Source organism: Desulfovibrio sp. (genome assembly GCF_018379785.1).
Classification (GTDB): domain Bacteria; phylum Desulfobacterota; class Desulfovibrionia; order Desulfovibrionales; family Desulfovibrionaceae; genus Desulfovibrio.
Map to the genome: position 1 here is coordinate 1 of NZ_JAGZUV010000121.1, position 3,749 is coordinate 3,749.

Here is a 3,749-nt window from a genome sequence, read left to right on the forward strand (position 1 = left end):
GCTCTGGGGGACGGTCTCCTGCATGCGTTTCTCCCTGGCGCGTCCGGCGCCCATGAAAAGGTAGAAAAAAAGCCTCTCGCCCCGTCAGGGTCGAGAGGCTTTGCGACGAAAAATGTCCGGCGCTTACTTTTTGTCGTCCTTTTTGGAACCACCGGCCTTGTACAGCTTGTTCACCTCAGCCAGCACGTCCTGGGTCAGGTCCATGGACTGATCGGCATAGAGCACGCCGCCGGCCGTGACGTCCACTACAAAGTTGAAGCCCTTGGCCCGGGCCACTTCATAGGTGGCGCTGAACACCAGGGTGACCATGTCCTGGCGCAGCTTGACTTCGTCCTGTTCCACCTTGCGCAGGAAATTGCGGGTCTTTTGATCCAGTTCCTGCTTGGCGCGGATAAAGGCCAGCTTCTTTTCCTCGCTGGCTTTGGGATTCTTCAGGTCTTCGGCTTTCTTCTTCAGCGCTTCGCCCTGTTTTTCCAGGCTCTGGCGCTCTTTGCCGTATTTGGATTCCATCTGTTTTTTGGCGGCCTGGGCGGGCTCGCTCTGCGTGGCTACGGTCTGCATGTCCACCACGCCGATTTTAGCCGCGGGCACGGCGCTTTCATCAGCGGCGAAAGCCGCTCCGGCCAGCAGCAGGCAAGCCGCAAGGGTCATCAACACAACATTACGCATGAAAGTTCTCCTTCCCCAATTGCTGAAATTTTATCCGCCCTTGCGGAACAGGTATGCCCACGCGCCGTAAGAAGCTCGCCGATAAGGATTATTCCGGACGGGCCGATGCAAACGCGAGGAGCGCAAAAAAGCCCGGTCCGCTTGTTGCGCACGACTTTGCGACGGTCGCGGCGCAACTGTGAAACACGGATTTCACATAGCACCGGGGCCGTTGGGCGTCAAGGAATTCTGCGCGGTCTGGCGCTTGAGAAGGCGGTCTTTGTAGGCCAGGATGCCCTCGGCCAGGCCTTCGGCCAGAGCGTGGCGATATTTGGGATCAGCAAGATTGCGGGCCTCGGCCGGGTTGGTGCAGTAACCCAGTTCCACCAGCACGGCGGGCATTTGCGCGCCGAGCAGCACGTGAAAGGGCGCGGCCTTGACGCCGTTGTTCCTGACCGTGAACTCCCGCCGTTTCAGACGGAACATGGACAGGCGCTGAATGTCTCCGGCCAGGCGGCGTGATTCCTCCACCCGGGCATTGAGCATGACGTCGGCCAGCATGTTCTGCATGTCGCCGAGACGGCGATCACTGCCCGCGTTTTCCAGAGCGGCCACCCGCGCGGCCTGCGGATTGCTGGCCAGGTCCAGATAATAGGTTTCCACGCCGCTGACCCGTGGGTCTTCGCTGGCATTGACATGCACCGAGACAAAAAGATCGGCGCGCGCCGCATTGGCTCTGCGCGTGCGCTCACTCAGGGAGACGGCCGTGTCGCGGGTACGGCTGTAAACGACCTCCAGGCCGTTGGCCTCCAGCAGACGACCCAGAGTCATGGCTACATCCAGCGTGACCAGACGTTCCAGCACCTTGTTGTGGCTGGTGCCCGGATCCCGGCCGCCGTGTCCGGCGTCGATGAACACCGTGTGCACGGTCAGGCCGAGCTGGCTGGCCATGTCGCTGACCTGGCGGCTTCTGATGCCTGTTTTGGACGCGCGCGGCGCGGGCGTGTCTTCATCGCCGGCGGCAAAGGCCGCCGCCGCTCCGGCCTTGCGCGGCAGGGGAGTTTTGCCCGCGGCCACGCTGAGCACGATGCGGCACGGGTCATCCTCTATGCGGGCGTCGAAACGCCGCACCTCGCGGAAATCGAACTGGAGGCTGGCCCCGCCTTCCTTGCGGTCGCGCACGCGCACGGCCTGCAAAAGGCTGCCGCGCACCGTGACGCCCTTGCGCACGTCACTGACCACGGCGGCATTTTCCAGGTCCAGGTACAGCCGGGCCGGAGCGCCTTTTCGGGCCTTGACCAGACGGGTGGAATAGCGCGTGGGGCCGCTCATTTCCAGAACGATCTCCACGCTGTTTTTGTTCAGGGAATCCCAGGAAAGCACCTGCACTTCCGGCGTCTCATGCCGTTCAGCGGCCCTTGAGGCCGAATCCGCGCCCCCGGCGTCCGCCAGAGTGCCCCTCCACTGGGCCCGCAGGCTGCGGGCCTCCGCAGCCATGTCGCCGCGCGGGTAATTGGCGGCGATTTCGTCCAGCAGGGCGAGACCTTCACTGGTTTTGCCCAGGCGCGTGCTCTGGATTCGAGCCGCGCACAGCAGGGCGTCATCGGCCAGCGCGCTCTTGGGAAATTCGCGGGTCAGGGCCAGATAGAGCTCCAGAGCACGGCGGTAATCACTTGGCAGGTGGGAACAGTCGGCCAGGGCTTCCTGGCTCGCGGCGGAACGGAACAGGGCTCCGGGCGCCACGGCCCAGTCTTTGCGGCTCTCGTAGATGCGCTGGAACTCTGTCTGCAGTTCTTCCCAAGGCTGACGCCAGCAGGATTTGATCTTGTCCGCCCGGAGGGCTTCCATACGGGCCTTGGCCGCGCGGTAGCGGGGCAACAAGCGGTCTTCCGAAACCGAAGGCGGAACAGCCTGTGAGGAGGAAGATTTTTCCGGCGCGGCGGGTTGGTCCTCCACCGCTTCCTTCCTGTCCGCGGCCGCCACCTGGCGGGCCTCCGGCGCGGTCCGGCCGCTGACCGAGGCCTTGAGGGCCTTTTCCAGAGCCAGGGCTTCGGACAGCATGTCCCCCTTGGGGTACTGGCTCTTGATCCGGGCCAGCAGCGCCAGCGCGCCCTTGTCGTCCTTGAGCCAGGCCGCGCGCATCCGCGCCGCGCGGAACAGGGCGTCGTCGGCCAAACGGCTGTCGGCATGGCGCAGGGCCAGGGATTCATAACATTCTATGGCCTTGCGGGCGTCCGCTTTGGCGAAGGAGCGTTTTGCCAGTTCCTCCAGGCTTTCGGCGGCACGGAACAGCGCGGCCGGGCGGTTGGGCCAAGCGGGATCCGTATCGTAAATGGCCCGGAATTCCGTAGCCAGTTTTTCCCACGGTTCACGCAGATTGCCTTTTTTGTCATCCAGTTTGAGACTGGCGATATCCGCCTTGGCGGCGGCATAGCGCTTTTCCGTGGGCGGCAGCGCACTGTAGCCGGCATCATAGCAACAGATGACCAGCAGACAGAGCGCCAGCAAAAAGGCCAGCGGCGGCGCGAGCCGCCTGACCAGGGCTTTGTCCGTCTGTTTCCGTTGCTTGCTTTTTCCGGCCACTGTTCTTTTCCATTCCTGAGAGAGTCTGCTGTTGCCGTCAGTTTTCCGACACCGGCGCAAGCCGGGCTGTTTATGTTATCGGCCGCCCGGCCGCAGTCTTAAGGGCTTGCCGGTTCGCGGCGGCATGGGCGAAGCCCGCTGTTGGAAAATTACTGCAGATTTTGTGCCAATAGCGTAATTCACGTTTGAAATGTTCCACATTTCAAACACACGTGCCGCAGAAAAGCCGCCGCGAAACTCGTGGCGGCTTTTCTGCTCATATTTTATTGAAATTTTTTGTCGCCAACAAGCCATATGGCCCTGGAATTCGGCTCCGAGAAGAAGAATTCTTGTTTCCGGCAAAGAAAAAGGGCGTTCCAGACCCGGAACGCCCTTTTGGCGTCGCTCAAGGAGCAAAAAGCGCTTTTCGGAGCCGGATTCTAGGCTCAGGACTCATTAAAGGTAAAAAATGACAATAGCTGCGATGCAAATGGCGGAGAAGAAAGTGTGGGCACACCGATCATAGCGCGTGGCAATTC

3 protein-coding genes and 1 pseudogene are annotated in these 3,749 nt (G+C 61.8%); 1 reads left to right on the plus strand and 3 read right to left on the minus strand.

What is annotated here, in order from left to right; genetic code table 11:
* Positions 1–123: 123 nt before the first annotated feature.
* Positions 124–669 (minus strand): OmpH family outer membrane protein, encoded by a 546-nt coding sequence (locus KH208_RS15365; protein ID WP_291437756.1) that lies wholly within the window; start codon positions 667–669, stop codon positions 124–126.
* Between the two features lie 192 nt (positions 670–861).
* A complete protein-coding gene (locus KH208_RS15370) occupies positions 862–3,231 on the minus strand; it encodes an N-acetylmuramoyl-L-alanine amidase (RefSeq protein ID WP_291437758.1) in 2,370 nt (789 codons plus the stop codon).
* Between the two features lie 212 nt (positions 3,232–3,443).
* On the opposite strand from KH208_RS15370, the gene KH208_RS15375 reads away from it, so the two are divergent.
* Positions 3,444–3,683, plus strand: a complete 240-nt coding sequence (locus KH208_RS15375) for a hypothetical protein (RefSeq protein WP_291437760.1) — start codon at positions 3,444–3,446, stop codon at positions 3,681–3,683.
* On the opposite strand, the pseudogene KH208_RS15380 reads toward KH208_RS15375, so the two are convergent.
* Positions 3,667–3,749: pseudogene (locus tag KH208_RS15380) on the minus strand (IS5/IS1182 family transposase); the annotation flags it as partial. The gene KH208_RS15375 and the pseudogene KH208_RS15380 sit on opposite strands and share 17 nt — an antisense overlap.

Bases quoted from the DNA above. Each gene is read 5' to 3' on its own strand.
- KH208_RS15365 (WP_291437756.1), bottom strand. From the start codon at position 669: ATGCGTAATGTTGTGTTGATGACCCTTGCGGCTTGCCTGCTGCTGGCC.